The sequence below is a fragment of the Streptomonospora alba genome, assembly GCF_000826685.1.
GTDB classification, from domain to species: Bacteria; Actinomycetota; Actinomycetes; order Streptosporangiales; family Streptosporangiaceae; genus Streptomonospora; species Streptomonospora alba.
Genome location: NZ_JROO01000008.1, coordinates 34,242 through 60,883 on the forward strand (window position 1 = coordinate 34,242; position 26,642 = coordinate 60,883).

Annotated in this window: 31 protein-coding genes; 15 read left to right on the forward strand and 16 right to left on the reverse strand. The window is 69.7% G+C overall.

Annotation, left to right across the window (positions count from 1 at the left end):
* Positions 1 to 63 precede the first annotated feature (63 nt).
* Genes LP52_RS04885 through LP52_RS04900 form a run of 4 tightly spaced genes read right to left on the reverse strand, consistent with a single transcriptional unit; the run spans position 64 to position 3,176 of the window.
* The gene (locus LP52_RS04885; RefSeq protein ID WP_040271153.1) at positions 64 to 756 is read right to left on the reverse strand and encodes a glycosyltransferase; all 693 of its coding nucleotides are present in this window, start codon (positions 754 to 756) and stop codon (positions 64 to 66) included.
* Positions 753 to 1,361 (reverse strand): SAM-dependent methyltransferase, encoded by a 609-nt coding sequence (locus LP52_RS04890; protein WP_040271154.1) that lies wholly within the window; start codon positions 1,359 to 1,361, stop codon positions 753 to 755. Before LP52_RS04890 ends, LP52_RS04885 begins: the two co-directional genes overlap by 4 nt.
* Positions 1,358 to 2,122, reverse strand: coding sequence for a PIG-L deacetylase family protein (locus tag LP52_RS04895; protein WP_040271155.1), 765 nt, complete (start codon positions 2,120 to 2,122; stop codon positions 1,358 to 1,360). The genes LP52_RS04890 and LP52_RS04895 overlap by 4 nt, the downstream gene beginning before the upstream one ends.
* A complete protein-coding gene (locus LP52_RS04900; protein ID WP_238580738.1) occupies positions 2,106 to 3,176 on the reverse strand; it encodes an acyl-CoA dehydrogenase in 1,071 nt (356 codons plus the stop codon). The genes LP52_RS04895 and LP52_RS04900 overlap by 17 nt, the downstream gene beginning before the upstream one ends.
* Positions 3,177 to 3,725: 549 nt before the next feature.
* Here LP52_RS04900 and LP52_RS04905 point away from each other — a divergent pair.
* The 5 genes from LP52_RS04905 (at position 3,726) to LP52_RS04925 (ending at position 9,782) form a co-directional block, all read left to right on the forward strand.
* Positions 3,726 to 5,003, forward strand: coding sequence for an MFS transporter (locus LP52_RS04905; protein WP_040271157.1), 1,278 nt, complete (start codon positions 3,726 to 3,728; stop codon positions 5,001 to 5,003).
* A gap of 167 nt (positions 5,004 to 5,170) precedes the next feature.
* A complete protein-coding gene (locus LP52_RS04910) occupies positions 5,171 to 6,820 on the forward strand; it encodes an FAD-binding dehydrogenase (RefSeq protein WP_040271158.1) in 1,650 nt (549 codons plus the stop codon).
* Between the two features lie 31 nt (positions 6,821 to 6,851).
* Entirely contained in the window at positions 6,852 to 8,228 is a 1,377-nt protein-coding gene (locus LP52_RS04915) for an acyclic terpene utilization AtuA family protein (RefSeq protein ID WP_202966042.1), read from the forward strand.
* A complete protein-coding gene (locus LP52_RS04920) occupies positions 8,221 to 8,565 on the forward strand; it encodes a DUF4387 domain-containing protein (RefSeq protein ID WP_040271160.1) in 345 nt (114 codons plus the stop codon). Before LP52_RS04915 ends, LP52_RS04920 begins: the two co-directional genes overlap by 8 nt.
* 95 nt (positions 8,566 to 8,660) lie before the next feature.
* Positions 8,661 to 9,782 carry a tartrate dehydrogenase gene (locus LP52_RS04925; RefSeq protein ID WP_052809431.1) on the forward strand — a complete coding sequence of 374 codons (1,122 nt, stop codon included), beginning with the start codon at positions 8,661 to 8,663 and terminating at the stop codon, positions 9,780 to 9,782.
* Positions 9,783 to 10,147: 365 nt separating this feature from the next.
* Here the strand turns inward: LP52_RS04925 and LP52_RS04930 are convergent, their stop codons facing one another.
* Complete coding sequence (locus LP52_RS04930; RefSeq protein ID WP_040271161.1) at positions 10,148 to 10,882, reverse strand: GntR family transcriptional regulator; 735 nt, start codon at positions 10,880 to 10,882, stop codon at positions 10,148 to 10,150.
* 408 nt (positions 10,883 to 11,290) lie between these two features.
* Here LP52_RS04930 and LP52_RS04935 point away from each other — a divergent pair, with 408 nt between their 5' ends.
* On the forward strand, positions 11,291 to 12,262 hold the full coding sequence (locus tag LP52_RS04935; protein WP_040271162.1) for a phosphoglycerate dehydrogenase: 972 nt from the start codon (positions 11,291 to 11,293) through the stop codon (positions 12,260 to 12,262).
* A 266-nt stretch (positions 12,263 to 12,528) separates the two neighbouring features.
* Here the strand turns inward: LP52_RS04935 and LP52_RS04940 are convergent, their stop codons facing one another.
* Both LP52_RS04940 and LP52_RS04945 read right to left on the reverse strand, forming a co-directional pair.
* Positions 12,529 to 14,121 (reverse strand): FAD-dependent monooxygenase, encoded by a 1,593-nt coding sequence (locus LP52_RS04940; protein WP_040271163.1) that lies wholly within the window; start codon positions 14,119 to 14,121, stop codon positions 12,529 to 12,531.
* 16 nt (positions 14,122 to 14,137) lie between these two features.
* The gene (locus LP52_RS04945; protein ID WP_169775340.1) at positions 14,138 to 14,800 is read right to left on the reverse strand and encodes a TetR/AcrR family transcriptional regulator; all 663 of its coding nucleotides are present in this window, start codon (positions 14,798 to 14,800) and stop codon (positions 14,138 to 14,140) included.
* Positions 14,801 to 15,393: 593 nt separating this feature from the next.
* On the opposite strand from LP52_RS04945, the gene LP52_RS27035 reads away from it, so the two are divergent.
* A complete protein-coding gene (locus LP52_RS27035; protein WP_157036205.1) occupies positions 15,394 to 15,552 on the forward strand; it encodes a hypothetical protein in 159 nt (52 codons plus the stop codon).
* Here the strand turns inward: LP52_RS27035 and LP52_RS04950 are convergent.
* Genes LP52_RS04950 through LP52_RS27625 form a run of 3 tightly spaced genes read right to left on the reverse strand, consistent with a single transcriptional unit; the run spans position 15,542 to position 17,147 of the window.
* Complete coding sequence (locus LP52_RS04950) at positions 15,542 to 16,186, reverse strand: DUF4352 domain-containing protein (protein ID WP_052809433.1); 645 nt, start codon at positions 16,184 to 16,186, stop codon at positions 15,542 to 15,544. The genes LP52_RS27035 and LP52_RS04950 overlap by 11 nt on opposite strands.
* Positions 16,081 to 16,785 carry an IS3 family transposase gene (locus LP52_RS28885; RefSeq protein WP_169775341.1) on the reverse strand — a complete coding sequence of 235 codons (705 nt, stop codon included), beginning with the start codon at positions 16,783 to 16,785 and terminating at the stop codon, positions 16,081 to 16,083. Before LP52_RS28885 ends, LP52_RS04950 begins: the two co-directional genes overlap by 106 nt.
* Positions 16,786 to 16,826: 41 nt before the next feature.
* Entirely contained in the window at positions 16,827 to 17,147 is a 321-nt protein-coding gene (locus LP52_RS27625) for a transposase (RefSeq protein ID WP_169775342.1), read from the reverse strand.
* A gap of 443 nt (positions 17,148 to 17,590) precedes the next feature.
* On the opposite strand from LP52_RS27625, the gene LP52_RS04960 reads away from it, so the two are divergent.
* Positions 17,591 to 18,187, forward strand: coding sequence for a hypothetical protein (locus LP52_RS04960; RefSeq protein WP_040271165.1), 597 nt, complete (start codon positions 17,591 to 17,593; stop codon positions 18,185 to 18,187).
* Positions 18,188 to 18,333: 146 nt separating this feature from the next.
* Here LP52_RS04960 and LP52_RS04965 read toward each other — a convergent pair whose 3' ends face one another.
* The 3 genes from LP52_RS04965 to LP52_RS04970 form a co-directional block, all read right to left on the reverse strand.
* The gene (locus LP52_RS04965) at positions 18,334 to 18,804 is read right to left on the reverse strand and encodes a hypothetical protein (protein ID WP_040271167.1); all 471 of its coding nucleotides are present in this window, start codon (positions 18,802 to 18,804) and stop codon (positions 18,334 to 18,336) included.
* A gap of 395 nt (positions 18,805 to 19,199) precedes the next feature.
* Complete coding sequence (locus tag LP52_RS26165) at positions 19,200 to 19,361, reverse strand: helix-turn-helix domain-containing protein (protein ID WP_084722897.1); 162 nt, start codon at positions 19,359 to 19,361, stop codon at positions 19,200 to 19,202.
* 87 nt (positions 19,362 to 19,448) lie between these two features.
* Entirely contained in the window at positions 19,449 to 20,306 is an 858-nt protein-coding gene (locus LP52_RS04970; RefSeq protein ID WP_040271169.1) for an aminoglycoside phosphotransferase family protein, read from the reverse strand.
* An 88-nt stretch (positions 20,307 to 20,394) separates the two neighbouring features.
* On the opposite strand from LP52_RS04970, the gene LP52_RS28215 reads away from it, so the two are divergent.
* From LP52_RS28215 to LP52_RS04995, 7 genes are all read left to right on the forward strand, one after another.
* On the forward strand, positions 20,395 to 20,640 hold the full coding sequence (locus LP52_RS28215) for a recombinase family protein (RefSeq protein ID WP_238580739.1): 246 nt from the start codon (positions 20,395 to 20,397) through the stop codon (positions 20,638 to 20,640).
* Complete coding sequence (locus tag LP52_RS28220; RefSeq protein WP_238580740.1) at positions 20,622 to 20,804, forward strand: hypothetical protein; 183 nt, start codon at positions 20,622 to 20,624, stop codon at positions 20,802 to 20,804. Before LP52_RS28215 ends, LP52_RS28220 begins: the two co-directional genes overlap by 19 nt.
* Before the next feature lie 61 nt (positions 20,805 to 20,865).
* On the forward strand, positions 20,866 to 21,417 hold the full coding sequence (locus LP52_RS04980; RefSeq protein WP_040271170.1) for a hypothetical protein: 552 nt from the start codon (positions 20,866 to 20,868) through the stop codon (positions 21,415 to 21,417).
* 807 nt (positions 21,418 to 22,224) lie between these two features.
* A complete protein-coding gene (locus LP52_RS04985) occupies positions 22,225 to 23,157 on the forward strand; it encodes a hypothetical protein (RefSeq protein ID WP_040271171.1) in 933 nt (310 codons plus the stop codon).
* 88 nt (positions 23,158 to 23,245) lie between these two features.
* Positions 23,246 to 24,064 carry a hypothetical protein gene (locus LP52_RS04990; RefSeq protein ID WP_052809434.1) on the forward strand — a complete coding sequence of 273 codons (819 nt, stop codon included), beginning with the start codon at positions 23,246 to 23,248 and terminating at the stop codon, positions 24,062 to 24,064.
* A 176-nt stretch (positions 24,065 to 24,240) separates the two neighbouring features.
* Positions 24,241 to 24,363 carry a hypothetical protein gene (locus tag LP52_RS28680; RefSeq protein ID WP_274518779.1) on the forward strand — a complete coding sequence of 41 codons (123 nt, stop codon included), beginning with the start codon at positions 24,241 to 24,243 and terminating at the stop codon, positions 24,361 to 24,363.
* A gap of 15 nt (positions 24,364 to 24,378) precedes the next feature.
* Positions 24,379 to 24,831 carry a hypothetical protein gene (locus tag LP52_RS04995; protein ID WP_202966043.1) on the forward strand — a complete coding sequence of 151 codons (453 nt, stop codon included), beginning with the start codon at positions 24,379 to 24,381 and terminating at the stop codon, positions 24,829 to 24,831.
* A gap of 312 nt (positions 24,832 to 25,143) precedes the next feature.
* Here LP52_RS04995 and LP52_RS28685 read toward each other — a convergent pair whose 3' ends face one another.
* The 3 genes from LP52_RS28685 to LP52_RS05000 all read right to left on the reverse strand — a co-directional run.
* Positions 25,144 to 25,272 carry a hypothetical protein gene (locus LP52_RS28685; protein WP_274518780.1) on the reverse strand — a complete coding sequence of 43 codons (129 nt, stop codon included), beginning with the start codon at positions 25,270 to 25,272 and terminating at the stop codon, positions 25,144 to 25,146.
* A gap of 290 nt (positions 25,273 to 25,562) precedes the next feature.
* Complete coding sequence (locus tag LP52_RS28690; protein WP_274518781.1) at positions 25,563 to 25,685, reverse strand: hypothetical protein; 123 nt, start codon at positions 25,683 to 25,685, stop codon at positions 25,563 to 25,565.
* Between the two features lie 342 nt (positions 25,686 to 26,027).
* A partial coding sequence (locus LP52_RS05000) for a pentapeptide repeat-containing protein (protein ID WP_040271193.1) occupies positions 26,028 to 26,642 on the reverse strand: 615 nt, incomplete at its 5' end.

The following is a 26,642-nucleotide window of genomic DNA, read 5'->3' on the forward strand; positions in this document are numbered from 1 at the left end:
TCGCGCATGGGAGGCGGCTCGAAGGCCCGATCGGGGGCGTGCGACCACGTCGGCCCCAGGCTTTCAGCGGCCTTCAAGCGCCGTCAGCCGGTCGCCGAAGCCGCCCGGTGTTCGCGGGTCCGCTCGGGCCGAGGTCGCAACGGGCAGGTCGACGGGGCGGCGGATTCGGTGACCGCGCAGGTGCAGGGCGTCGACCAGGGCGTGGTCCTCGGCGCAGGGAAGAGAGCAGAAGCCGCCCGAGTCGAGATAAGCCGAAGCGCGCACGCCGAGGTTCGCGCCGTGGACGTGCGGGTGCTCGCGGCCGCGGAAGCGGTAGGCCTCGGCGAACGCGGCCGCCAACCCGGGCGTGCGATCGGACCAGTCGTCCACGGTGACCGTGCCCGCGACCGCGTCCCAACCGGCATCGGCGTATCGGAGCTGCTCGGCAAGCCACCGCAGTGGAACGGTGCTGTCTGCGTCGGTGGTGGCCAGCCACACCGCGTGGGCCGGGTGCGTGCGCGTGCGCTCCAGCGCCAGGCGCATCCCGGCGGCCCGCGCCGCTCCCGCGCTGCGGTGGGAGGTCTCCACCACGAGGGCCCCCGCGCGGCGGGCGATGGAGGCCGTGGCGTCGCTGCACGCGTCGGCGACCACGATCAGGTGCCGGTGCGGCGGGAGCACGCCGCACGCAGCCAAGGACGCGGCGGCGCCGCGCACACACCGCTCGATCGATGGGGCTTCGTCGTTGGCGGGAACGACCACGGCCGCGGCGCGGATCACACCAGTCCTTCCCGTTGGGCGACCGAGGTCGGGGGCGCGGAGCCCGCTGAGTGGACGTCGATACGAAAGTCCGCCTCGCTGTGGGAAGCCACGGAGGTGAAGCCCTCGTGGGCGGCGAGCGCGTCGTGTGCGTCGTCGCCGAGGCGGGCGTGGTCGGCAGCCGGGTGCCGCCAGTGCACGGCGATGACGGTTCCGCCCGGGCGCAGCGATCCGGCCGTGCGGTCGAGCAGGCTCCGCAGGTCGGTGTCACCGAAGTAGTACAGCAGCTCCGACAGCACGACCAGGTCGAAGCTGCCCTGGGGCCACTCCCGGGGGACGCTTCCCCGGTGCACCCGCACGTGTGCGAAGCCGGCGAGTTCGTGCTCGGCGCGCTGCGCCGCGGCCGCAACCCGTTCCCAGGCGAGCAGCGTGTCGCAGCGACCGGCGAGATCCCGTGTCAGCGCGCCGATGGAACAGCCCGGCTCGAACGCCCGCTCGTAGCGCTCATAGGGCAGCGACGCGATGGTCAGCGCGCGTTTGCGGCGCTCGTACCAGCGCGTGCCGAAGCCCCACGGGTCCTCCGAGTCGGCATACATCGCGTCGAAGTAGGCGCCGTCGACACTCATCCGAACACCAGTTCGTGGTCGCGGCCGAAGTGCGCGAGCATCGGCGGCTTCACGACGGCGGCATCGGCGGCGTCCGTGCTCAGCGGCGCGATCTGGGTCGCGAAGCAGTCCAGGGCCGCGGCCTTGCGCCGCCGCGCCCATGAGGGCAGGTCGATGCGGCGCGCGGACTCCCAAGGCACGTCGGGATGGTCGGGGTAGGCCCAGTGCCACATCCACACGGGATAGAGCAGCGGCCGCATGCCGTTCGCCGCTGCGGCCGCGAGGGCGGCCGCGCCCGCCGCCTCGTGATCAGGGTGCTGGTCGCCCGGCCACGGCGCCGCACACACGTCGAACCCCGAGCTCAGCTCGCGCAGGCGCTCGGCAAGTCCGTCCCGGGCGCGGGCGACCGCGCCGTCGGGCAGGCCCAGCCGCACCACCTCCGCACCTTCGGCCCCCAGGCGTCTCAGCGCCTGTGTCCGCTCGCGTCGGCGGCGTCGGGCCAGCGGAGCGGGCGGCAGCGTCGGACTGCCAGGGTGGGAGCCCTCGCCGTCGGTGACGGCGATGATGCGCAGTCGGGCCCCCTGGCCGGCGAGCAGGGCCAGCGCGCCGCCGAAGCCGAGGACCTCGTCGTCGGGGTGCGGCGCGACGACCGCGGCGCTGCCGACTGCATCCAGGCCGAACGGCGCGGCGTGGCGGAGGCGGGGCCACGCCTGCCAGTTCTCCTCGGTGGTTCCCTCGGCGTCGATGGGGTGGGTGGCGGCGGCGTCACGTCGTTCGGCCATGGCCGTCCTCGACGTGGTGGGCCGCGCTGGTCCCGAGTTCGGCCAGGTCGCGGTCGCCGTGGTGCTGGTGGATGTAGGCGGCCAGGTCCTCGCTCGCGCGCGAGTAGCCGGTGTCGGAGGCGAGCGGTCCGGCGCCGAGTGCTTCGCGTGTGCTACGCAGCACGTTCGCGCAGGCCGCGGCGACGGTGGCGCGCGCCCGCATCGCTCGCAGGCGGGCACCGCCGAGCCGGTCGCGCGGGTCGGCGTCGATCTCGCGGGCCGCAGCCGCGAGCACCGCCTCTGCGGCGTGCAGGTCCCTGTCGACACCGCCGAAGTAGGCCCGCGCGTGCGCATCCGCCCGGTCGGCGGCCACCCGCGCGGCCAAGGGCGCTGCGACGGCGAGCGCGCCGCCGTACCAGCAGGCGGCGACGCCGATGCCGCCGTGGTGGAACCCCGGGCGTGCGGTGTAGGCGCCGACGGGTCCCACGGGGGAGGCAGCAACGTCGTCGAAGGTGAGGGTCAGGGTGTCGCTGGCCGCCATCCCGGCCGCGGCCCAACTGCCATGATCGGCCTCAGCGACGTCGGTGCCGACCGCGAACAGTCGCCGTCGGCCGTCGTCGAGGAGCGCGCTGACCAGACCGTGCGTGCATATGCGGGCGCCCGAGCAGAACCGCTTGGTGCCGCTGAGCCGCCACTCGGCGCCGCCGGCCGCCGGGCGCGCGTGCAGGTCGGGGCCAGGCGGGTGTGCGGCCCAGACACCCCACACGCTGCCGGGATCGGGGGCGGGACGGCCGAGTTCGGCCAAGATGGCCACGGCGTCGCAGTGTCCCTCGGCAAGCCGTGCCAACGCCAGGTCGCGGCGCGCCAGATCCCGCAGCTTCGCCCAGCGCCGCCACGTGTCACCGCCTCCGGGCAGCGGAAGGTCCAGGCCCCCCTCGTCGATCTCGCGCATCAACTCGGCGGCGACGTCGAGCCGGTGTTCGGTTGCCTCGTTCGGCTCCTCGGCCCATGTGTGAGGCGCCGGAGACTCCCCCGAGGAGGCGACCGCCGCGCCCCTGTTACCTCCGTTTTCCACCCGGCGCCTGCTACCCGCCGCTCCCGAGGGGAAACACCGCCGTGCGCGGCTGCCCGCCGAAGCCCCTGGGCCGTGCCTTGATGCCGCGGCCTGCCGTCGAATGCCGCCTTCCAAGGCGGCGCCACCACGGTCGGCCTCCCCGGCCTCGCCTGGCCCATGATCGGAGCGACGGCGCTGTTCCTGTTCGCGAGCGCCACGGACCGGTCCCTGCACCGCGTCGCCCGCGATTCGTGAGCATCGCCGCGCCCTTCATCGCGGTAACGACGACCGTCCGCGGCCCGGTGCGCTCGACAAGTCCGTCCTGCTTGATACGCCGGATCGCCTCGCGCGCGGAAGCGGGCCGACCGTCAGCCGTGCGCCGAGTCCGCGCTCGGTGACCTTCTTGCCGGGCTGAACCCTCCAACGTGTGCAGCCGACCGCGGTCCACGCCATCGAGGTGATTCTTCCACCGCATAAAGCAAAAATAGCCTTTGACAGTTTTGCTATAGCAAATTAGCGTGCCCGTGAGCGGCGTCACACGGAGGCGGCCGCAGGTGGAGGAGGTCGCCGATGACGGCAGTGGATACCGACGCCGGCCGGGCGTCGGGTCGCAAGATCACCTTCTTCGTCGTCCTCGCGGTCTTCGCGCAGGAGTCGACGTGGAACTTCTACGACGCGCAGGTGCCGCCGCTGCTGCGCGAGTACGTGACCAGCGCCGCGCTCATCGGCGCGCTGATGGGCATGGATAACCTGCTGGGCATCTTCATCCAGCCATGGCTCGGCAACCGCTCGGACAACACGCGCACCCGCTGGGGCCGGCGCATCCCCTACCTGGCCGTCGGCATGCCCGTCGCCGCAGTGCTGTTCGCCCTGATCCCGCTGGCGCCGTCGCTGCCCGCGCTTGTGGCCTTCATGTTCGCCTACGCCCTGGTGTGCAACAGCTTCAAACCGATCGCGGAAGCGCTGCTGCCGGACTTCATCCGCCCCGAGCGGCGCAGCAGGGCCAACGCCGCCGTGAAGGCGGCCTCCAGCCTGACCATCGTCGTCTCGGCGCTCATCAGCCTCTTCCTGGTCGACTCCTATCCGGTGCTGGCGTTCTCCGTGCCCGCCCTGCTGATGCTCGTCTCGGCCGCCGTGCTCGTGCTGAAGGTGCGCGACAGCGCCTCGCCCGCCTACCAGGCCGCCGTGGCCGAGGACACGGCCGCGGACCGGGGCGAAGCCGAACCACCCAAGCGCATGGGCGAGCTGCTCGCCGACATCGTCCGCGATCCCCACCGGGAACGGCTGCTCGTCATCGTGGCCATCCTGCTGTTCGGCTGCGCGTGGGCGGCATCACGGTCGCTGATGACCCCGTATGGCATGGAGGCGCTGGGGCTGTCACGCGGAACCGCCGGCGGGCTCACTCTGCCCAGCGGAGTGGTGTTCATCCTGGCCACGTTCCCCGTGGCCCTGCTGTCCGAGCGCATCGGCCGGCTGCGTGTGATGGCGATGGGCATGGGGCTGTTCGCCCTCGCACTCACCAGCGCCGCGCTGATCAACACCCCGACCGCGGCCGTGATCGCCTTGTGTGTGGGCGTGGTAGGCGCCGCAGGCTTCCTCGTCAACGGAGCGGTGATCCTGTGGAACCTGGCCCCGTCGGCCAGCGCGTTCGGCACCTACACCGGCCTCTACACGGTCGGCTGGATGACCGGCGGCTTCCTCGGCCCGGCACTGGTCGGATCCATGGTGGATATCACCGGATGGCGCTTCATGCCGGCCGACGCCGCGCTGCTCGCCGTGCTTGCGGTCGCCGTGGTGCTGCGCGTGCTTGCGCTGCGCCGCCGGGCTACCACGACCCAGGCGTTGTGAGGAAAAGAAATCGAGAGCCGAGTCGGCCGATGCCGAGCCCACCGGCCCAGTCACCTACTCCGAAAAGGAACAACACGCATGATGATCGATCGGTCCCCATCGGCTCACCGCCGTCAGAACAAACGCCACCCCCGCCGCTGTGCTGGCGTGCCCAAGGCGGTGACCCGGTGAACGCCGATGCCATCGTCGTCGGCGCCGGTCTCGCCGGACTGGTCGCCACAGCCGAACTCGTCGACGCCGGACGCTCGGTGATCCTGCTCGACCAGGAGTCCGAGCGGAATCTCGGGGGCCAGGCGTACTGGTCCCTGGGCGGGCTGTTCCTCGTCGACTCGCCGGAGCAGCGGCGGATGGGCGTCAAGGACTCCTCGGACCTGGCACTGCAGGACTGGATGGGCACCGCAGGGTTCGACCGGCCCGAAGACGAATGGCCGCGGCGCTGGGCCGAGGCCTACGTCGAATTCGCCGCCGGGGAGAAGCGTGCGTGGCTGCGGGAGCGCGGCATCGGTTTCTTCCCCGTGGTCGGTTGGGCGGAACGCGGCGGCCACCACGCTTCAGGCCCGGGCAACTCGGTTCCTCGCTTCCACATCACCTGGGGGACCGGTCCCGGCGTGGTGGAGCCCTTCGCCCGCCGCGTGCGCGAGGCGGCCGAGCGCGGCCGCGTGACTCTGGCGTTCCGGCACCGCGTCGACGAGCTGACCGTGGCTGCCGGAACGGTGACCGGCGTGCGCGGCGCCGTGCTGGCCGAGGACGACTCCCCTCGCGGAGTCGCCACGAACCGCACCCTGACCGGCGAATTCGCGATGAGCGCCCAGGCCGTGATCGTCGCCTCCGGGGGCATCGGCGGAAACCGCGCGCAGGTGCACAAGCACTGGCCGCAGCGCCTGGGCGAACCGCCCCGGGAGATGGTCACCGGGGTGCCCGCCCACGTCGATGGACGGATGCTCGGCATCGCCGAGACCGCCGGAGGCCGCCTGGTCAACCAGGACCGGATGTGGCACTACGTCGAAGGCATAAAGAACTGGAACCCGGTGTGGCCCGGCCACGGCATCCGCATCCTTCCGGGGCCCTCCTCGCTGTGGTTCGACGCGCTCGGACGCCGGCTGCCCACCCCGCTGTATCCGGGATCCGACACCCTCGGCACCCTCGCCCATCTGCGTTCCAGCGGCCACGACCACAGCTGGTTCGTGCTCACGGAGAAGATCATCGGCAAGGAGTTCGCGCTCTCCGGATCCGAGCAGAACCCCGACCTCACCGAAAAGAGCGTCCGGAAAGTGCTCAACCGCGCGCTGTCCGGCGTCCCGGGCCCGGTCGCGGCCTTCCAGCGCCACGGCGCGGACTTCGTCGTCGCCGACACCCTCGACGAACTGGTGCGCGGCATGAACAAGCTCACCGACACACCGCTGCTCGACCCTGCGGACATCCTCCGCGAGGTCGAGGCCCGCGACCGCGAGATGCGCAACCCCTTCACCAAGGACCACCAGGTCGCCGCGATCCACAACGCCCGCCGGTACCGCGGGGACCGGCTGACACGCGTCGCCGCTCCCCACCGGCTGCTCGACCCGAAGGCCGGCCCCCTCATCGCGGTCCGGCTGAACATCCTCACGCGCAAGACCCTGGGCGGCCTGCTGACCGACCTCGACGCGCGGGTGCTCACCCCCGAGGGCACGCCGTTGCCGGGCCTGTACGCGGCCGGGGAAGCCGCCGGCTTCGGCGGAGGTGGCTTCCACGGCTACCGCTCCCTGGAAGGGACGTTCCTCGGCGGATGCCTCTTTTCCGGACGGGCCGCAGGGCGGGCCGCGGCGGCGGCGACCGCATGAGTTCGCAGGACCCACGACAAGGAGCTACCACGTGAACGACAACGCAATACGCATCCTCGTGCCGGCAGGCATGCTGGGAGGCGGATTCCCGCCCGAGACGATCGAGCGCGGGCTCGTGCGCGGCGCCGACGTCATCGCGATCGACGGCGGCTCCACCGACTCGGGGCCGTTCTACCTCGGAGCCGCCACGCCCAAGACGACGCGGGCGCAGGTCGAATGGGACCTGCGCATCCTGCTGAAAGCGGCGGCCGACGCCCGCATCCCCCTCATCGTCGGTTCCTGCGGAACCGGCGGGACCGACGCCGGCGTCGACTGGATCGCCGGCATCACCGAGGAGATCCTCGCGGCGGAAGGGCTGGCCCTGACCGTCGCCGCGATCTACAGCGAGCAGAAGGCCTCCGCGCTCGTCGAGCACCTCGCGGCCGGAGCGATCCACCCGCTGCCGCCGCACGGCGACCTCGAAGCTACAACCCTGGAAAGCTGCACCCGCATCGTCGGAATGATGGGCCACGAGCCCATCGAAGCCGCCCTGCGCGGCGGAGCCCAGGTCGTGCTGGCCGGGCGCGCCACCGACACCGCCGTGGCCGCCGCCTACCCGCTGATGCGCGACATGCCGGCCGGTCCGACGTGGCACGCCGCGAAGATCGTCGAATGCGGGGGCCAGTGCACCACCGACCCGCGTGCCGGCGGTGTGCTGGCCACCATCGATTCGGACGGATTCACCATCGAGCCGCTCGACCCGGCCGCGTCCTGCACACCCGCCTCGGTGGCCGCGCACATGCTCTACGAAACCGCCGACCCGTTCCGGATGCGCGAGCCGGCGGGCACGATCGACGTCACCGGGGCGACCTACCGCGCCGTCGACGAGCGCACCGTCCGTGTGGAGGGCTCCGCGTTCGATCCCGCACCGCAGCACACGATCAAGCTTGAGGGAGCGCGGATCAGCGGGTACGAGACGATGTCGTTCACCGCGATCCGCGACCCCCACATCCTGGCGAACATCGAGGAGTGGGCCGCTCTCCTGCGTCAGGTGCTGGGCGAGTGGGTCACCAGGACGCTGTACCTGGAACCGGACGCATACGCGCTCGACATCCGGCTCTATGGCCATAACGCCGTCCTCGGAGAACACGACCCGGCCACTGGACCGGCGCGCGAGGTCGCGGTGATGCTGCTGGTACACGCGTCTGATCAAGCCACGGCCACGGCGATCGCGACGGTCGCCAACCCGCTCATGCTGCACCTGCCCACGGCCGACATGGCCTACCTGCCGAGCACGGCCTTTCCTTTTTCGCCGGCCGAGACCGAACGCGGCCCGGCCTACGAGTTCGTCCTCAACCACGTCGTGGACGTCGAGGGCCCCACCGACCTGTTCCGCACCGAATACCGAAAGGCCGTCGCCGATGCCTGAGACCTTGGGCGACCTCGCGTTGGAGGTCCGCTCGAAGAACGCCGGGCCGTTCTGGACCACCATGGAGCTGTTCATGCGCGACGAGGTCGGGTACGCGGCGGCCGCCGACGAGGACTTCCTCAACGAAGAGGTGATCGCCCGGCTGTACGGCACCCCCGCGGAGCAGGTACGGATCTTCCGCATCCCCGCGCTCAACGTCGTGAAGATCTCCTTCCCCCGCCCCGTCCCGCAAGGCGGATTCCGAGACCGCGACGTCCACTCGGGCCAGCACCACGTCCCCTTGGCGCTGCTGATCCCGCCCGCCGCCGGCGCACGGCGGAGCGGAGACGCCGACTGATGCCGGCGCGGGGCGCGGCGAACCGCTCGTGGTCTCCCGCGCTCTCGTCACCGGACCGAATGTGCACGTGTACGACGACGTCAGAGGAGTGTGCAATGTCCCGTCGTTACCGAATCGCGGTTGTTCCGGGCGATGGCATCGGCCGTGAGGTCGCGCCGGTAGGGGTGAGATGCCTGCAGGCCGCCGCCCGCATCCACGGGTTCGAGCTCGAGATCGCCGAGTTCGGCTTCGCCTGTGCCGACTACTGGCAGCGGTACGGCCGGATGCTGCCGTCGGATTGGCGGGAGGTCCTCGGCGAGTTCGACGCGATCTACTTCGGGGCGGTCGGGTGGCCGGAGGCGGTGCCCGACCACGTGTCGCTGTGGGGCAGCCTCCTGCAGTTCCGCCGCGGGTTCGACCAGTACGTCAATCTGCGGCCCGTGCGGCTGCTCCGGGGAATGCGCAGTCCTCTGCGCGACCGCCGGCCGGGCGACATCGACTTCCTCGTCGTCCGCGAGAACACCGAGGGCGAGTACTCCAGCATCGGCGGCCGGATCTTCGAGGGCACCGACCGCGAGACCGTGCTGCAGGAGACCGTGATGACCCGGACCGGAGTCGACCGGGTCCTGCGCTACGCGTTCGACCTCGCCGCCGCTCGTCCGCGCAAGCACCTGACCTGGGCGACCAAGAGCAACGGCATCTCCATCTCGATGCCGTACTGGGACGAGCGCGCGACGGCGATGGCCGAGCGGTACCCGGACGTCGTCGCGGACAAGGACCACATCGACATCCTCACGGCCAAGTTCGTCCTGCGGCCCGAGCAGTACGACGTCGTCGTCGCAAGCAACCTCTTCGGCGACATCCTCTCCGACCTCGGCCCGGCGTGCGCCGGGACGATCGGGATCGCCCCCAGCGCCAACATCAACCCCGATCGCACCTGGCCGAGCCTGTTCGAGCCGGTCCACGGCTCGGCCCCCGACATCGCCGGGCGCGGTGTCGCCAACCCGGTCGGGCAGATCTGGAGCGGCGCCATGATGCTCGACCACCTGGGGGAGTCGGCCGCCGCGGCACAGCTCGTTGCCGCGATCGAGAACGTGCTCGACGAGCGGCCGGAGGTACTCACACCAGATCTCGGAGGCTCCGGGACGACCGAGGGCCTCGGTACAGCGATCGTCGCCGAGATCGCCGCCCAGGCTTCCGGGCGGGACGACACGGCCCCGGAGGGCACCACAGCATGACGACATCATCCGTCTCCGACCCCATCGGCCTGGAGGTCCGCTGGGACCGGCTCGCGGCCACGACCGACGAGGCCGCCTCGATCACGCTGCGCACGGCGTTCTCGACCGTCGTCCGCCATCCGCGAATCCAACGACTACACGGTCGTGCTCCTGGACCGACACGGGCGCACCATCGCGGAGTCGCGGGCCGGAAGCCCCGGCTTCGCGGCGCTGATGAGTTCGCTGACCGCCTAGTCCTACCGGTTCCCGGCCGAGGAATGGCAGGACGGCGACTGCCTTATCACCGACGACCCGTGGATCGCGACCGGTCACCCGCCCGACATCACCATGATCACGCCGGTCTTCCAGCGGGGCATGCTCGTCGGCTATGCGACGGAATCCGCCGGGGTCGTGGGGGCGGCGAGCAGGTCTCCGAGTCCGCCGCGGGCGTCCTCGATCACGAGGGCCTCGGCCGCCGCCGAGTCACCCGCCCTCAGCGCCCGGACGAGCGCGCGGTGGCTGCCGTAGCGGTCCAGGCCGAACTTGTGGTTTCGGCTGATCTCTTCGATCAGTCTGGCGCGCCGCTCCGGCCGAGAGAACACCCGGGTCTGGTCGAGTAGGCGCACGAGGACGGGATTGTTGGCGCACGCCTCGACGACCTCGTTGAATCGCTGCATGGCATCGAGTAGCCGACCCAGGTGGCGTGACACGTCCTCTCCCGCCTCCTGGCGTCGCTGGATAAGGATCAGCAGATCGTCGGTCTCGTCGAGAATGGCGTCGAGATGGTCCAGTTGCGCCGGTGACGCGTGCCGCGCGCCGAAACGGGCCACCATCCCGCGAAGGGCCACCTCGACCTCGGCCAGATCCTGCCTAGCGACGTCCTCGAACGCCACCACCTGCACTGTGCGCGGACCGGTCCGTTCGAGGAAGCCGTCCTGCTCGAGGCGCCGGATGGCCTCACGCACCGGCGTCGGGCTGACCGACAACCGCTCGGCGAGCCCGCGTTCGGTGACCTTCTGACCCGGGCGCAGTTCGCCGGTCGTGACCGCATCGCGGATGGCGCGGTATGCGCGGTCGGCCAGCGTCTCGGACGTCAGGCCCTTCAACGTTTCATTCGCCACGGGACCACCATATACGCCACAGCAAGAATGTTTGTAACTCTTGACCATCTTGCTATAGCAAAAGTACCGTGGCGGCTGCCGCAGTGACGGCAGTGCAGAGAAGGCCGCCCGCGACGGAGTCGAGTGCGCAGCACGCTCGAACAGGGCGGATCGGGCCTGGCGGTCTTCGCGTAGGAGTCGACGTGGAACCTCTCCGATCCGCAGTGCAGGTTCCGGGCGCTCACCACGCCGCACGGTAGGAAGCACTCTCCTGCCCGCGGCGAGGCGGGCTGATCCCGTCCGGTCCCGTGGCCTTGATCAGGGCAGGCGCCAACGCCTTGCAGCGGCGGCACCTGCCCGGTCGCGGGCTTGTGGCACCCCCCGTCGGATCGCGCCGCACCGAGTCCCAACGTCCAGGAAGAGAAGACTGTGCCTCGTGTTCTGATCACCACGGACTACCTCCGCCCCGGCGACGAAGTCGACCGGTTCTTGAGGCAGTCGGGACTGGAGACTGCACACCTGCCCATGGCCGGTCGGCGCGACCCCGAGCAGCTTGTGTCGGCGCTCGGCGAGAGCGACGCCGCGCTGGTGGCCAACGAACCGTTGACGGCCGACGTCCTTGCCCGCGCTCCGAGGCTGCGCGTCATCGTGCGGACAGGCGTGGGCTACGACTCGATCGACATCGGCGCCGCGGCCCGCCAGGGAATCACCGTGAGCAACCTGCCTGGCATCAACGCCAATGCCGTCGCCGAATACACCATCGGCCTGTTGCTCGCGGGAGCCCGGCGCCTCGTGCAGTCCGCGCAGGGCGTGGCGCGAGGCGCCTGGCCGCGTGAGAACGGGCACGAACTGCGCGGCTCAACCCTCGGGCTCATCGGGTACGGGGCTTCGGCGCGTGCGGTGGCGCCGTTGGCTCGCGCTTTCGGGATGGCTGTCGTGTGTACGACCCACGTGCCGGCACGGCTGCGCCGTGACCCCGCCGTGCGGTTCGTCGATCTGCCCGAGCTGCTGGCCGATTCCGACTACGTCTCGGTTCACACCTCGCTTACGGAGCGGACCCGGGGGCTACTGGACGGGTCGGCCTTCAGGCAGATGAAACCGACGGCGCTGCTGGTCAACACGTCCCGGGGGCCCATAGTCGACGAGGATGTGCTTGTCGCGGCGGTGCGGGAGGGAGAGATCGCCGGCGCCGCCCTGGACGTCGCGAGCGAGGAGCCGCTTCCGTCCGACAGTCCGCTGCGCAGTGTGGACGAAATCGTCGTCTACTCCCACATGGCGGGCCAGACCGCCGAAGCGCGGGCCGCTGCGGGCCGCCGAGGGGCCGAGGAACTTGTGGCAGCGCTCGCAGGCCGAGCGCAGTTCGCCGTGAACGACATGCAGCGTGACACGCGACTTCGTTGAGAACCGGCAGTCGCCTGGCACAGCCAGCCGCACATGTGCCGCGGGGACGTCTTCGAGGCGGATGTAGGGAGGGTTGCCTACGACGTAGTCGACGCCGCCGCCCCCGTGCTGATCAAGGATGGAGTCGCCCGGGCGGAGCCTGCCTTAGCACGGCAATGGACCTCGGCGGTGCCCTGCCCGTGGGTGGAGAGCTCCTGACGCACCATGGCACAGCTGCCCGGGGTGGCCGACTGCATGATGATCGGCGTCGAGCACGACGATAGCCGCTACTGGATGCCGCTGTTCGTGAAGCTGGCCGACGGCGCCGAACTCACGGCTGTGGCTGTTCCGAACCAGCATGTGAGCGCGGATCGAAGGGTGTCGGAGTCGGTGCCGGACCATGCGACGTAGCCGTCGGGGCGGATCAGCATGGCGGGAGCAGGGGGGTCCTCCGCCCGGCCCGCGACACGGACGACGCGGTCGTTCCAAGGGGCGATCGCTGCGGCCAGTTCGTCGCCTCCGGTGAGATCGAGGAGCACCGGCTGCGCATCACGAAGCAGCTCTGCGAGGCGCATAGGGCACCCATCGTGAGTCGCGAAGTCGAGGGAGGGCGCAAACCGCCCTGTCGGCGCGGACAGCCCGTCATCGCCCATGTCGTAGCGGACGTCGGCGCCGGCCATGAGATCGGCGATGCGTTGAACGTTCTCTCGGTCAGTGAGGAACTCGCTGAAGAGCTCTCGGAGGGCGGTGACGTCGCCTCCGGGCGCCATAAGCGCGGTTTGAGCCTGAGTCTGCATGAAGACCCGTCGGCCCAACGCATGGCGTTCGGTCCCGTAGGTGTCGAGAAGGTGGTTCGGGGCCCAGGCGTGCAGGTCGGCGGCGAGTTTCCACGCGAGGTTCGCGGCGTCCTGCAACCCGAGGTTGAGTCCTGGTCCGCCTGATGCGGCGTGGACGTGAGCCGCGTCGCCGGCGAGGAACACGCGCCTGTCACGGTATCGCTCGGCAACGCGCGTGTTTCTGCCGCAGACGCGGCGTAACAATGTGGGGGCGCCGTCCGGAGGCGGCGTGAGAGTCACGGGGGCTCCGAGGATCCGCTCGATGCTCGCCTCCATTTCGGTCAACGTCATCCGCTCGCCGGGGCCCGGGAAGTCCCCGGCCGGATGGTCCTCCCACTCGACGGTGTGGACCAGGGGGTGTTCCGGGTCGAGTAGTCCGATGGTCACGACGCCGTGTTCCGTCCGGTGGAAGTTGGCGGGAATGTCACCGAAACCACGGACGTGCACACGGCCGCCCGGTGCGGGCCGGAATTGCTCCGACGGCGCGATGAGAGCCGTCCGGTCCACGATCTGCGCGTCGGTGTATCCGGGAAAGCCGATGCCCGACTGCTTCCGGACGAGGCTGCGCGCTCCGTCGCAGCCCACGAGAAAGCGAGTAGTGAGCGTCGTCTCCTTGCCCTCGGCCCCGTCCGATACGAGTACGTCCACGCGGTCGTCGGACTGCGTGAACGAGCGCAGCTCGCATCCGCGGCGGACATCGATGCCAAGGTCTGCGGCGCGCTCGTTCAAAAGGCGTTCGAGGTCGCGCTGGTTGATCGGCAGAAGGTACATGGGGTTGTCCGTGCCGAGGACGTGCAACGGCAGCGGTAGCGCGCCGAAAAAGAAAGCGGGGGCGGGCGTCGGCACCGAGGACCGGCTGCAGCGCTGGAACAGGCCTCGGTGGTCGAGCAGCCGGACGACTTGTCCGGTGAGCCCGTGCGCCTTGTCCTCCTGGTTGATGCCGGGCAGAGACTCCAGCACGACGGGGTCCGCGCCGGCGAGTTTGAGCTCGCAGGCGAGAAACATTCCGGTGGGGCCGCCTCCGGCGACGATGGCATCGAACATTCGAGTTGTTTGCCTTTCAGAGGGGGGTGAAGTCGGGTGCTTCCTCGATGTGTTCGAATCCGGTCCCGAGGCGGCCGAACGCCTCCCGTAGTAGCGGGAGGAGTTCGCATGGGGGGTCGGTGCGAAGCCAGAATTCGAGGGTAAGGAGCTGCGTGGAAAGCGCGGCATTGGCGATCAGAAGTGGCCGGACATCCGCTGCGAGGTCTGTGCCGAGCCGTTCCGCGATCGCGGCGGCAAACACCGCGGTCGCTTCACGCGCTCCTCGGCTGACTGCTGACTGCATTTCCGGCTCGCTCAGCACCGCGATCAGACTGTCCTGATCTTCCTTGGGCTGCGCGGTCCTCGCGCCGGTCCACGCCTGATATTGGGTGACGATGACTGTGGTCACTGCGGCCCAAAGCGGCTCATCCGCCGGTCGCGCCAAGAGGGCCTCCGCTGCAGCGCCCGTTCGCTGCACATGACGATCGGCGATGGCGTCTTCTTTGCTCGCAAAGTAGTTGCTGAACGTACGGCGCGACACGCCCACCCGGTCGACGATGTCGTCCACGCGGACGTTGGCCAGCCCCCGTTCCTTGGCCAGGCGCACGGTCGTGGCACTCAACTCGTTGCGCAGTGCCTGCTTCTTCTGCTCACGAAGCCCATCCACCATGGACGCACGATAGCAGATAAATTTGCTCAATGGGAAAATTTGCCCAATGGGCAATCATCATGGATGTGCTCTCACCGGGGTCGCTTGAGGCCGGTGCTCTCAGCCTGCCCGTTGCGGGCGTCGTGCTACGGGTGGTGGGGGTGCTTTTGTGACATACCGCAACGGTGGGTACCTCGCTTAGGAGCGATGACGGTCGCGGGGCTACCGCGTGGCCGACCGCAGGAAGCACCGGCGATGTATCCGGGACGACCGCGACTTGACGGCGAGTAACCGCTACCCGTCGGTCGTACGAGGGCCTGCCGACCGGCCCGAGCGGGCGAGTTCCCGTGCAGGGCGGTTCGGACCGGGGAGCGTTCCCGGGTCGCGACGGCCGCCCCCTGCTGCGCGTCCTGGGGGCGGCTCCCGACGAGGGCTGAGTGCCGCCCAGTAATCCGTTCGAATCTTCCGAGGCGCCGGATGACGCTCGATCCCACGGCCGAATGACGGTCGAACAACCAGGATCCCGACCACTAACTCCAGTGATCGGGATCCTGACCTGCACTAACGTGTCGGGAAGGCGCGATTTGAACCCACCCCCTTCCCCTGGATTGAAGCCCCTATCCCCGATGGCCAGGGATAACGCTGTGATCTGGGAACAGGCCTGGACTGGGGAGACACAAGCGGACCCGGCTGGACGCCAGTGGACCCGATCCGGCTACCTGGGCGGGTGCGTGGCCGCAGCCGTCGTGGCGGCCGGTCTGGTTACCGGGCTGGTGCGGGTGCTGCGCGCCGTCATCCTTTGAGGTCGACCCGTACCCCGTCGGCGAAGGACCCCTCACCGTTGACGAGGATGTGATCCAGCCCGAAGTCCGTCGGGACGTCGAAGACGATGTTCCCGGTCGCCTCGGTGCCGGGGTTGATCTTCTCCAGCCAGTCGAGTCCGCTGGACGCCGGGATGTCGTACTCGTACATGGCGCCGTCGGCGTCCATGAGTACCTGGTCGCGGGCCTCGAAGTAGGCGGCCTCGGAGCCGGTGTTGACGACCGTCAGCTCCATCACGACGTACTGTCCGCGGGGCTCCTCGGTCAGCCCGAACTCGTCCTCGACCGATCCGACACCCTGCTCCACCGAGGTGACGGTGATGTCCCAGGACCCGTGGGAGACCGTGTCGCCCACCACGTAGGACTCCTCGGCCGGCGCCTCCGCCGACCCTTCGCCGCCTCCGTCGTCGGCGTCGGCTGCCGGGGCGGGAGCCCCCGGGTCGGTGTCCGCGGTGTCGGGGGCGGCCAGGATCAGAACGGCGCATCCGCCCATCATCAAAATGAAGCCCGTCACGGTGGCGATGCCGCAGCCGATGCCGACCTTGGCGCCGGTAGACATGCCGCGCTGCGGCGGCTGGCCGGAGATCGGCGGCGGGGGCGGGGGGTAGTAGGCCATCGCCAACTCCTCGAGCATGGGGGACGGGGGTGTACGCACCGTATCCACAACCACGGACACGACGTGGGCGAATCCGCGTCTTCAGGGGTGGCCCGTCCCGGCCGCCCCCGCTCGGCAACGAACACCGGCGCGGTTATGTCTGGCCGGCGAGTGCGGACATAGGTGATGTCGGCGACCCACAGCCGGTTGGGAGCGTGGGCGGTGAAAGAGCGCTCGACCAGGTCGTGGACCCCGCTCGTCGGCCCGTCGGCCGGCGTCGTCCGCGGTCGCCTCCCATGCTGCAGGCCCTTGAGGCCCATGGCGCGCATGAGCCGCTCGACGGTGCACCGCGCCACCCGGGTCCCCTCGCGGTTGAGCCGGGCATGGATCTTTCTGGCCCCATAGGCCCCGTAATTCTCGTCGAATACCCGTGTGATCTGCTCCTTCAATTTTTTGTCCCGAATCCTGCGCGCCGAGGGTGCGCGCTTCTTCGATGCGTAATAGGTCCTCGGAGCGATGTGCACCCCTGCTTGGTTCAGGACGGCGCAGATCGGCTCGACTCCGAGCCTTTTCCCCTCGACGACGCGGTCCCGGTGGCCGTCGATGTAGTCGATGACCACCGAGACCGGAACCTCGCGCCTGCGGCCCGAGGCCGCGGGTGTTACTGGGTCTTGCGGTCGAGCTCCGCTTGCGCGAAAAACGCGGCGGATGTTTTGAGGATCTCGTTGGCCCGCCGCAGTTCCCGGTTCTCGCGTTCGAGTTCGGCGATTCGCTCGGTGACCTCACTGGTCTGGCCGGGTGCCCGGCCGGCGTCGATCTCGGCCCGCTTGACCCACGACCGCAGCGCCTCGGGGTGGAGGTCCAGTTGCCGGGCGATCCGGCGGATCGGTCCCATCCTCTGGCCCTTGGCCGCGATCGCCTCCACCGCCATCCGCGTGGCCCGCTCACGAAGCTCGTCGCTGTACTTCCTCGGTGGTGCCATGCTCTGCATCCTTCCTGGGATCAGAGTCTGCACAGAACCCGGGGCACAACACTGGTGGCCGCGGCGGTGGATCTGGCCCGCACCGGTCTGTCGACGCCACTTCCCCGGGGGCGGATCGAGGAGGTCGCCGAGCTTTCCTCGGCCTGCTGCTGAAGTAGAACGGACGGGTCGAGGAAGCCGAAGAGTGGTTGCGGCGGGCGCGAGGCGGGGGAGGAGTAGTGTCGCCCTCGGGACTGTCGTTCCAGCGGCGCCTTTTGACCGCCGATATCCGGACATAACCGGCGTCGTCTGAGGGGTGCGGTATCACCGGAGCATGACCGCCCCCGAGCCCGCGGAGGAACCGGCCGACGAGGTGTCCGTCCTCTCCCACGCCCGGCCCGCCGCAGCGAGATCCCCCTCGTCTGGTCCGGCTCTACCGCGAGGAACTGGTCGAGGCCGCACGCATGGTCGAAGACGAGTGCGGCAACGTCGAGATCGACTTCCACGACGACCGCGACACCACCGGCACCGCCCCCGAGGCCCTTGCCGCCTACGCCGCGGCCGGCGGGCCCGAGCGCCTGCAGCGCCTAAGCATCACCGGACGCCGCGGCCCCACCGCCCCGCAGCTACTCATCACCCCGACCGAGGCGCAGCTGGTCGTCGACGAGCCCGACAACGGCGCCCGCGGAGCCGCCCAGCGGCTCGTGGAAGTAGTCGGATCGCAGCCCGTGCCGACCACCCACACGCTGCGACGCCTCCTCATCGCGCTGCTGGGCAGCACCGGGGCGCTTCTGCCCGTCGTGATCGTGTGGTGGGACCTGGATCCCGACGACGCCGAAGGCGCGCTCATGATGAGCGCGCTCGCGCTTGCCATCGCCGCCGGTGTCGGCAGGGCCCTCTGGCGATCTCCCCCGCCGTTGAAGACGGTGCTGATCAACGGTCCCCGTGCCGAGCGGCCCACGTGGTGGCAGCGCCACCGCAAGGACATCTTCCTAGTGCTCATCAGTGGTGTGGTCGGCAGTGTCATCGGCTACTTCGTCAACCAGCTCCCGCCGCTGTAGCGCAACGACAGCTGATGCTGTCGTTGCCGACTCGGGTGCAGTCGTCCGCTCACTGTCTGCCCGGTTCTGCGCGGACGGCCCTGTTCTCGAAGGTGAGGAACGTGCTTAGAGCGGGGCCGGGAGGGGCGGGGCTATCCGCAGTTGCCTCACGTGCTCCGGCCGCCCTCGGCCTTGGTCCCGCCGCTACTGCCCTGTCCGCTGCGGATGATGCCGCGGTACTTTACGCACACGCCCCCGGTGGCCGCGGAGGCGGCGGCGTAGTGAGAGAAGTTCGACCGGTTCCAGGAGGACCCGCCGTCCTGTCTGTAGAGCGTGGCGTCGGTCCAGGTCGAAGTCCCGTGCAGCGAGCCGGTTTTGCGCGTGACGACGCAGTTCTGGCGGTAGGTGTTGCTCCACAGCAGATAGACGGTTCCGTACCTGGTCCCCGAGGAGGTCTCCACCGCGTCGGAGTCCAGTTGGCTGTAGCCGCCGCTGAGCCAGGCACAGCCCGCGGGGGCGCGGACCGCCTGATTGAGCGTGTGGGCTGAGGCAGGGCTCGCCGAGACCAGCACGCCAGCGGCGATCACGGACACGATCAGAGCGACGCGCCCGTAGGCGCGCCGGGACCGGCTGAACATCGTTTCCTCCGATCTGTGCGCCCCGGTTCCGGGGATCGCACCGTTGTGGATGCCGAGGTCGTAACACTACGTCCGCAGATGCGGACCGACCGTGCATCGGCCGCTACCGGTCACCGGCGCCGGGGAGGACGGAAGTGCTTTCCTTTCCCATGGCGACCACTGGCCTCTCGCGCACCGGGTGGAGTGTCGGCGCGCAAGGGCTCCGGTGCACGTCCGGGGCGGTGCGCCGGGGCCGGGGATGGGGGCGCGACGGTCGGCGGACGCCTCCTGTCGACGGGCGGCGCAGCGGTGATATGCGGGGGCAGACCAAGTACGGGTCCCGCCGTGTCACCAGCCGCAAACCCGGGGGGCGAGGAGGATTACTGCAGGATTTGGCGGTAGGGCCGTGACTCCACCTACTGGCCAGGGTGCTCCTGCGATTCGGTGCTGTTCTTGACGGCCGTGACCTCGCCGTGCACCACGGCCAGGCTCACCCCGACCCCGCGGGCGATCGCGCGCAAGGACTGACCCTCGGCGCGGCGGGCCAGGATCGCGCGGCGCTTGTCGTCGTCGACCACGCGAGGGCGCCATCTATGTCCGGGAGAGCACTGCTATCAGAAACCCGGAGCGATTCTCCGAAGGTCCCACGCTCCTTACCAACACCCTTAACGGTGAGGCTCGTCGGCGAGGGCTTCGGCGAGCATCCGATGACCCTGCTGCTCGAACGGTTCGTCGCCGACGTGATAGGCCCAGATCGCGGTGCCGATCGCCTCGCGGATCCGGTTGCGGTGCCACGCCGCCTGCTCCCGCGGATCTGGCCCGTAGCCTTCGAAGAAGGCTGCCTCGAGCGAGGCGTCGGAACGGAACTGCTGCGCGGTCAGCCGCGCCAGATCAGTAAAGGCCGGACGAAGGTCGCAACGACCGAAGTCGATCACGCTTACCGTTTCCTCATGTATGAGCCAGTTGCGGGGCTGCCAGTCGCCATGGGTCGGCACCAGCCTGCTCGGCGGGGTCGGCCACGACTCCACCATGCAGCGCAGTCGCGTGACCACGTTGGGGTCGATTCGGTGTGGTTTGTCCAGCCACCGCAGCGTCTTTTCCTGCTCCCGTGCCTCGAACTCGGCGTCGCCGACGCTGGCTTGCTCGTGCAGGTCGGCAAGTAGTTCGCCGGCCTGCCGATAGGTGTGTGGCTCGTGCTCAGCATCGGTTCCCTCGACCAACCTGCCGGGCAGGTACCGGGTGACGACGAGTTTTGCGTCATGATCAGCATTCACGAGCTCGGGTGCCCGACCGATCGAGGTCCAGGGCCGCAGCCACCTGTGGTGGGCCTGAATCTCCCGGGCAAGGTGGTGGTCGTTCTCATCGCCGGCTTTGACGATGTAGCGCTCTGCTTCGTGCCGCAGCTCGAGCACCGTGGTACCGACGAGTCCCCAGCTGTGGTCGACGACCACCTCGGCAGTGGGCAGCCATGCTCGGACGAGCTGCTGCTGGCGATTGGAGAGCCCGTCGATCCGATCCTTCACGGATTCAGGTTAAGGCGCTACCGAATCTTCAACGGATCACTCGACACCGCTCATCCGCCCCTTTTGGCCCCAGGGATCCACCGCCGGCGTGCCCTCGCTGGACCGCTACGGCCGCTCCCTGGCCGATTTGGTGACCATGGTCGCCGAACTGCGCCGCCAAGGCGTCGGGTTCACTTCGCTGCACGAGCGCCTGGACACCACCACGCCCGGCGGGCGGCTGGTCTTCCACGTCTTCGCCGCGCTGGCCGAGTTCATCCGCGAGCTGATCGTGGCCGGCACCCGCGAGGGCCTGGCCGCGTGGGCGGGCGGCCCAGCGTGGTCAACGACGACCTGATCCGTGCGGCCCGCGACATGTTGCCGCGCCCGGAGTACTCGGTGGCCTCCATCGCCAAGCTGCTGGGGGGCAGCCCCGGCACGCTCTACAACCACATCCCCGACCTCGCCGAGCTGCGCGCCGGGCGGGCGCATCCGGCGCTGGAGCCGAGTCAGGACAGCTGACCCTCCTACGTGGCCGCTCGCCGTAGCAACAGGAGTCGCGGACCGACAGGAAGGCGCTGCCGTGGACGACCAGCAACCCATCGCAGACCTCCTACAGCAGGCTCGCGACCACCTCTACGACCAGAACCGGCAGGACACCGCTGGTGTGCTGCGCACGGCCTGGGACGCCTTCTGCGTCGCCGGAGCCGTCACCCACGTCCTGACGATCTGCGCCGACCCCGACGGCTACGGGCCGCTGTGGGAGACCGCGAGTCCCGTGCTGTCCACCGCGATCACCGAACTCCGCCGTGCGCTGTCCCTACCCGAGGGCCTACCCACGCAGCTGAACCCGGCCGGCGGCCCCGACGACCGCATTGACGACCAGACCGCCAGCCGGGTTCAGCGCGGCCTTCACGCTCTGGCCGTCGAGCTGAACGCGGCGCTCTCCGAAGCCGCAGGGCACGCCCGCCTCACGGGTGACCGGCACGCGTTGCAGCAGGCGACCATGCTGGCCTCCGAACTGGCCGACTGCTACGAGGGGCGGCTGCGGTCCTACCTCAACCCCTGGCGAGAACACTTCGGACCGGGCAGCTTCGTGGTCAAAGGACGCGGAGACGCCCACCGCCGCCGCTGACAACCCGCTCAGCCTCGATATGACCGACCTGGATCACTGAGGGGTTCGTGTTCGCGCGACTGACTGGTTCATGCGCGTTCCGCTGATATCCCCATGGTCGCTGACCAGCTACCTGCCGGTTACTTTGCCCCTCGCCGGAGCTTCGGGAGCACCGGGCCTACTCGTAGCTTCTGGGGGCATGCCGGTTGAGTTCCTCACTGATGAGCAGGTGGCCCGCTAGGACCGCATCAAGGACGCGGAGTACTGGTTCCGCAAAGCGGCCGGGGCCGGAGAGCCCGAGGCGATGGCGCGCCTGGCCGACCTACTGGAGGCGACCGGCCGCCTCGAACAGGCCGCGGAGTGGCGGCACCGGGCCAACAAGCGCCGACCGTAGCGCAGCCGCCGCTGCCGCCCACCACCGCTGACTGACCCGAGACACGAGTGCGGCCCCCTGCCTGGCGTGGCAGGGCGCCGACCTATGTGTGAGCGCCGATCCGGGGCGAGGACCGCCGCGGGCGGCCGGTCACCGCCACCAGCATCCTCGCCGACCGGCGGGCGGCGCCAGGCCGACTTCGGAGCTGTGGACAACCCCGTACTTCGGGCTGTGGCTACTCAAGCCACCCGTAGTTCAGTCGGCACCTGGTGACACGCTCCTTACCGGTACCCCTTATCGCGAGAACTTCGGGGCGTGCATCTCATCGGTCGCGGCGAGACCAGCCCGTCAATGCTATTTCTGTATTTGTCCGAATTCGGACAGTGAAGTTTTCGTGGGGGATGCGCGGCAAGGCCGGGGCGTGACTCAATCCCCCTCAACCCCTCGAGGTCTCCATGAGCTACACGCTGCTGTACGCGTCCCACTGCGCAAGCTGCTCGCACGTCGCCGATTCCGTAGCCTCCCTCAACGTCCCCGGTCTGGATGTCGCACCGCTCCATGCCCCTCACATTCGAGAGCTTTTCACCCAAGCCGGGCGGACGGTTCCGGACGGGCCTGCGCTGATCCACTGGGACGGGGCTCGGCTGGCTGTATGGATGGGCTTGCCCATGAGGATCCGTTTGGTGCGGCTCCTCGGGTTCTCGCGCGCCTCGTCGATCATCGGGCTATTGGGGCAGGAAGCCCGGGCGCGAGCGGAGCGTCGTGGCCAACAGGGCGGCCTCAACCGGCGCACTCTGTTCACCGGGGGTGCGGTGGCCGGTATCGGCGCCGTGGTTTTCGGCGCCGGCGCCGCACCGGCCCAGGCCCAAGGACAAAAGCAGCCCCCGGTGTTTGCCCTGTCGGATGAGCAACGCCATGAACTGTTGGACAGCGAACCTATGCGTGCGGGGATCCGTCGATGGGGCGGTGCTCAGGAGTCCGAGATCTTCGGCATCCGGGATAGCAAGGATCAGGTGATCGGCTGTGTCCCGCACGAAGGCAGTCGGGCGACCACCCTCGCCACTATCGGCGTGAGCGCCCCCTACGGGATCACCCTTCTTCCCGATGCTGAGCGGGAGGTTCTCGGGTTCCACCAGCCCACGGGCGAGGCGGTGGGCGAACTGTATCGGGACGGAGAACGCACGCAGGCGCGCGAACCGGCGGATACCGCCGTCACCAAGGCCGCCGATCCTGGATTCCGCGCCTGTTTCCTGGCCTGCATCGGCGCCAACGTGAACGGGGACTGCGTCGGCACATGCATGTATTGCGCGACGAATACTGTTTCCTGTTTTATGTGCACCGCCTGCGCCGGCGCACTGGGGATCGACTGCGCTGCTCAATGCCTCTGACGATCACGGGACCATGACCACGCGTGTGGAACAAGGCCGGTGCGGGCACGCATGATCCGTGCCCGCACCCCCTCCGGAGGAGGCCGACATGCCTGAAGCCCGAACCGCCCCCCTCGTCTGCTTCCTCCATCCGCTCGGGAACGAGAAGGTCTGGTGGCGTCTCAGGGAGGCGCTGCCGAGCCGGGTCCGCACCCTCGCGGTGGAACAGCCGCCCAGTGGCCGCATCACTCCGCCCGACCTGACCCAGGACATCGCGGAGGCGGCGCGCACCGTTCTGCCCGAGACGGGCGCCGATCTGGTGGTGGCCCCCGACCTCGCCGCCAGCGCGGGCGCCGAACTCGTCGCCGACCGCAGCGCCGCGCACGGCCTGCTGATCAATCCCGACACCGCTGCGCTGATCGGCCACCCCGGCTTCCAGACCGGCACGCTCGGCTCCGACACCGGGCACTTCCTGAAGGCCATCGCCCCCTACTCCGAACAGCTGCGCGAGCACGGGACCGTCCCCCCAGAGGGGGTCGAGATCATGGTGGAGCACTCGATCGGCAGTTGCGCGCCTCTGGACGAACAGGACCGGCGCCTGCTCCGCGACATCGCCACCGACCACATGACCCGGTCGATGCCTCTCGATCTCCCCGCGGCCGGCGTTGCCCCGGTGCCGCCGGAGCACAACTGGTTCGCCCGTCTGAGCGCGGAGCCCGAGCGTTTCACCGTCTACTCCGGAGAACTCGGCCACTTGAGCGAACAGGTCCGCACCGTGGTGCCCCGCAACGTCCCCGGGGCGCGCGTGGTGCGGGCGGCCCCCAGCACCGGGTTCCCCTGGCTGGAGGAGCCGGCAGCGCTGGCCGCACTCGTCGCCGACCTGGTGGAGACGGGGGCGCCGACATCGGGGGACCTCACGCACGGGTGAACGAATGGGGCGGACGCAGGCATAGCCCCAGGCCTTCCCGCCCGGGACGGGACCGGTTGTCACCTGGATGACCTGGCGTGCCACCGACGGGCGGGGGATCCACTCTGAAGTGGACCTCCCGCTGGAAGGGCTGCGTGCCGCTGTTGCCCGGTAAGGGCGGGCGCCATCATGTGCGAGTGGGCAACAGCGGACCCGACCCCGAGCACGACCTCTTCGGCGATGCGGTGTCGCCGCCAGCGGCGGATGGACCGGTGCGCAGCCGCCGCGGCGCGGTCGGCCTCGACGACTGGCGCGTGTGACTGGCCGATCCGGCGGTGCGGGAGCGCTATTGGGCGCGGGTGTGCTGGCGCGGCGCCGACCGGTGCGCACCGTGGCTGGGGACGCTCTCCTCGACCGGGCACGTCAAGGTCCGCGTGGGTTCGCGGGCGGACGGGACGCGGCGCATGGTCAGCGCCCACGTGCTGGGATACCAGCTGGCCCGCGGCCTGATCACCGAGGAGGCCGACCTCGTGCTCGCCCACAGCTGCGACGAGCCCGCCTGCCAGCAGCCCGACCACCTCTCCCTCGTGCCGCGCCGGCGCAACGGCGAGGAGTGCCAGGCCCGGCAGTGGAGCGGACCGCTGCTGGACGCGCGCGGTCCGCGCGGGCGTGCCGCGGCAGTACGCGAGGCGATCCTCGCCGCCCGCGAGAGGGGCGAGGACGTCGAGGCAGCCATCGCCGCAGCCCGATCCGCCGGCATGCCCACACCGGGCGAGCGGCTCTTCTGAACCGCCCGCGCAGGCGTCCAGCCCTGCCCGACCGGGGATTACCCCACATGCCCTCGCATGCCCTCGCATGCCCCCGCAGTACCGCGCATGTCCCTCCATGGATTACCGCGCAGCACCTTCTTTGTCCCCGCGTTTCCGCTGTACGTGCACTAGCCGATATATAGTGCGAGTGCGTGAGAGACCTTTGACGCAGCCCTATCCGGGGTTGCCCACGCACGACGAAGGGCCCGCGCCACCATGCACGGACGCGCGAGCCCCTCGCCTTCGGGTTAGGTCCTGGCTAGCGGTTGTAATCCGTTGGCCAGGACCTTTCTACTGCCGGGACCAACCCAGCAGGAATCGGACGATCGCCAGAAGCGTGAGGATCACGCCGACCGCGATCTGCCATGCTCCGCCCGGCTGGCGGCCGCGCGGGCACTTCCCGTGCTCGGTCTCCTTCATTGCAGTACGCCTCCGTCCAGGGCGACCGAAGCCGGCGGCGCCGGCCTGAGGCGGTCGACCCCCGGGGTGCCGACCCGACGCCCAGACGGTGGACACGACTTTACTGGCGGCCTCCGCCCCCGCAGACACCAACGAGTCCGGATTGCGGCGATATGCGCAGTTCGTGGAAGGGCCGCCCGAGACACCGCAAGAACAGCATGGCCACGTCCAGTGGGTACGCCGCGTCCGTGTACGCCGTGGGACATCTGCACGTTCTCGTGGACCGCGGGCAGGTCAGGAGAGCTTCGGTGTTACGCGTCGAAGTCGAAGTGCAGGCCGATCTTCTTCCCGATCCAACGACTCAGGACCGCATGAGCCACGTTGTGCAGGTTGTGCGACACGTTGGTGACCTCGCGGCACAGGTTCCGGTGCATGAGTTCCTGCTTTCTTGCAGGAGCGGTCTGGTGTGGAGCGAGAAGCCGTTGCGCCCGTTCTCAGCGGACTGAGCACGGTAAGGCCGGGGAAAACTAGAATGACTCGGCGGACCGCCCAGTAGGACGTCGAAGCCGCCCTCACCGCGGCCAGCATCCGCGGCATCTGACGCCCGGAGGATCGAGGTACCAGGACGGCGTCCGGCCGTTCTCGCGATCCCTCTCCATCCACCTCTCAGTGGGGACCTGAGACCAGCCGGTACAGGTCCATGGCTGAGGTCAGCACACGACCCTGAGGCCCTGTTGAGCGCAGCGGGAATGTCAGCGGTCGGCGCAGTGGAGATGTCAGCGATCAGAGGCCTCTGGGGCTTCTTGTTCATCGTTTTGGCCGTCGGGCGGCCGCCACGGGGCGGGCAAGACCACTACCTCTGGCTCTCCGCGCTCGATGGCGGCCAGTAGCCCGATGGGGCACGTACCCTCGGCCTCGTTGAAGTCCACCTGCCCGCCGGTGAAGTGGGCCCCGTTGAAGTCCACCTTCCCATCGGTGAAGCGGGCCCCGTTGAAGTGCACCGTCGCACCGGTGAAGTGGGCCTCGGTGAAGTTCACCGTCGCGCCGGTGAAGCGGGCACTGGTGAGATCACCGCCGTCGAAGACGGCGCCGGTGAAGTCGTAGTTCTTGCCCCGCCAGCGGGTGGGCTCGCGCAGGCGGTCGCCGATGACACGGAGGACGGTGTGCCGCACTTCGCGGAAGGAGGCGAACTCCAGCTCGCGGTCGCGGTGCTCGGCCCTCTCTTCTTCGGTGGCCTCCTCGGGCAGCGGGTCGGGGGCGGGGGTGTAGGGCATGCGCAGGTAGGCGCACAGCACGTCGATGACCATCTGCACCAGGTCGTCCCGGCCCGGCGGGGCGTCGTCGGCCAGGTGGGCCAGGGCGTGCACACCGGCCAGCCGCACGGCGGCGTG

What these genes read in the sequence shown, in the direction of transcription:
- LP52_RS04920 (WP_040271160.1), top strand. Translation starts at nt 8,221, where the DNA reads ATGCCTGAGACCTTGGGCGACCTCGCGTTGGAGGTCCGCTCGAAGAAC.
- LP52_RS04990 (WP_052809434.1), top strand. Translation starts at nt 23,246, where the DNA reads ATGCCTGAAGCCCGAACCGCCCCCCTCGTCTGCTTCCTCCATCCGCTC.
- LP52_RS28690 (WP_274518781.1), bottom strand. Translation starts at nt 25,685, where the DNA reads ATGCACCGGAACCTGTGCCGCGAGGTCACCAACGTGTCGCACAACCTG.
- LP52_RS04950 (WP_052809433.1), bottom strand. Translation starts at nt 16,186, where the DNA reads ATGGCCTACTACCCCCCGCCCCCGCCGCCGATCTCCGGCCAGCCGCCG.
- LP52_RS04895 (WP_040271155.1), bottom strand. Translation starts at nt 2,122, where the DNA reads ATGGCCGAACGACGTGACGCCGCCGCCACCCACCCCATCGACGCCGAG.
- LP52_RS28685 (WP_274518780.1), bottom strand. Translation starts at nt 25,272, where the DNA reads ATGAAGGAGACCGAGCACGGGAAGTGCCCGCGCGGCCGCCAGCCGGGC.
- LP52_RS04925 (WP_052809431.1), top strand. Translation starts at nt 8,661, where the DNA reads ATGTCCCGTCGTTACCGAATCGCGGTTGTTCCGGGCGATGGCATCGGC.
- LP52_RS04960 (WP_040271165.1), top strand. Translation starts at nt 17,591, where the DNA reads ATGGTCGAAGACGAGTGCGGCAACGTCGAGATCGACTTCCACGACGAC.
- LP52_RS04940 (WP_040271163.1), bottom strand. Translation starts at nt 14,121, where the DNA reads ATGTTCGATGCCATCGTCGCCGGAGGCGGCCCCACCGGAATGTTTCTC.
- LP52_RS04985 (WP_040271171.1), top strand. Translation starts at nt 22,225, where the DNA reads ATGAGCTACACGCTGCTGTACGCGTCCCACTGCGCAAGCTGCTCGCAC.
- LP52_RS04890 (WP_040271154.1), bottom strand. Translation starts at nt 1,361, where the DNA reads ATGAGTGTCGACGGCGCCTACTTCGACGCGATGTATGCCGACTCGGAG.
- LP52_RS04905 (WP_040271157.1), top strand. Translation starts at nt 3,726, where the DNA reads ATGACGGCAGTGGATACCGACGCCGGCCGGGCGTCGGGTCGCAAGATC.
- LP52_RS27625 (WP_169775342.1), bottom strand. Translation starts at nt 17,147, where the DNA reads ATGGCACCACCGAGGAAGTACAGCGACGAGCTTCGTGAGCGGGCCACG.
- LP52_RS04965 (WP_040271167.1), bottom strand. Translation starts at nt 18,804, where the DNA reads ATGTTCAGCCGGTCCCGGCGCGCCTACGGGCGCGTCGCTCTGATCGTG.